The following is a 1,396-nucleotide window of genomic DNA, read 5'->3' on the forward strand; positions in this document are numbered from 1 at the left end:
ACCAGCTCCTACACAGAGACGCAGAACTGCGTTGAAGTGGCCGACAACGACCCTGAGCATGTGCTGGTTCGGGACACGAAGGTGCGCGGGCGGGGAATGCTGGCCGTCCAGCGAGGCAGCTGGGCGGCATTCGTCGAGTACGCCAAGGAAGCGTAGCGCTGTCTGCCTTCCTTACGTTGACCGCGAGATTCCCAGCTGTTCACTCAGGAAACGGGAGCGGCGTTCACTCGGTGGACGCTCGCTCTGTTCACTCAGGAAACGCCCGCTAGGAACCTCAGGATCCGGGTAGCAGGGCTGTGACCGTCGACTGGACGAGCTGGGCTGCGGCGAGGACGCCGGGGATTCCGCCGCAGCGTTCGACGAGGTTCTGGAGCATGTAGCGCAGAGTGCCGGGGTCCTGAGCGGGTTCGTCAAGCCGCGGGGCGATCATGTCGAGGTCGCGCAGGGCGCTGTCCACCTCGGGGTACTGGCCGCGTAGTTCTTCCAGGCGCCGTCGCAGGTCGTCGATGCTGTCGCGGGCCTTGTCGACGGCTTCGTTGGTGATGTTGTTGGTCTGGGTGGCGTTCTGTGAGAACGGCGCAGCTTGGGCGGGGCCGGTCATATGGCCGGTGTTGATGATGCCGAAGTTGGGGCCGTTCGGGATCGGGTCGGGCTGGCGACGGATGGGCATGCGGGGCTCCTGGCGGGCTCTTGGGTCAGTTCGTCATGGAGGGGTTGACGGAGAACGGCGTGGCCTGGACTGCGCCGGTCATCGTGCCGCCGTTCATGACGCCGAAGTTGTAGATGGCGGTGGACTGTTGGCGGTATGCGGCGATGTCGACGTTGTGGTCGCGCAGGAAGATTTCGGTGGAGTCGAAGACCCGGCGTTGCATCATCTGCACGTAGTAGCGGGCGTCGTCGTGCATGTGCATGTCCTCCAGCCAGCGGAGGCTGTAGACCTCGCGGAGGCTGACTGGTCCGCTGCCCGGGTCGAGCTCGGGGCGCTTGCGGGCCTTGCGGCGTATGAGCCGGTCGAGTCCGACGCAGATGTCGCCGAGGGCGTTGAACGCGGTGCGGCCCAGCCATTTCAGGCTGCGCGGATCTGCGGGCGTGAGACCGGCGACCTTCGGGTTGAGGGGGCCCATGATGTGCGGGCGGACGGTGACACGCAGGAAGCCGCCCTGGTAGGCGAAGTGGACGAGTATGGCGGCGACGAGGTCGCCGTTCCAGGCGGTGATGCGGGCCCAGATGTAGCGGCGCGCGATCTCTGCGGCGGGTTTGTCGCCGAAGTTGTCCACGGCGAGGGTGTGCAGGCTGCGCCAGGCGTCGTCGTCGATCTGGTCCCAGCGCTTGTGGTGGATGCCGGCGATCCCGATGACCTCCACGCGCAGTTTCGGATGGTTGCGGTGATGGGAGG

Annotated in this window: 2 protein-coding genes and 1 pseudogene; 1 reads left to right on the forward strand and 2 read right to left on the reverse strand. The window is 66.0% G+C overall.

The genetic code is table 11. The annotated features are described in order from the left end of the window. A partial coding sequence (locus tag ACFY9I_RS42450; protein ID WP_391012885.1) for a DUF397 domain-containing protein occupies positions 1-156 on the forward strand: 156 nt, incomplete at its 5' end. 118 nt (positions 157-274) lie between these two features. Here ACFY9I_RS42450 and ACFY9I_RS42455 read toward each other — a convergent pair. Then, on the reverse strand, positions 275-670 hold the full coding sequence (locus ACFY9I_RS42455) for a hypothetical protein (protein WP_107466766.1): 396 nt from the start codon (positions 668-670) through the stop codon (positions 275-277). Between the two features lie 25 nt (positions 671-695). Further along, positions 696-1,396 (reverse strand): annotated as a pseudogene (locus ACFY9I_RS42460) (hypothetical protein); the annotation flags it as partial.

Origin of the sequence: Streptomyces sp. NPDC012510 (assembly GCF_042955065.1) — a bacterium.
GTDB lineage: Bacteria > Actinomycetota > Actinomycetes > Streptomycetales > Streptomycetaceae > Streptomyces.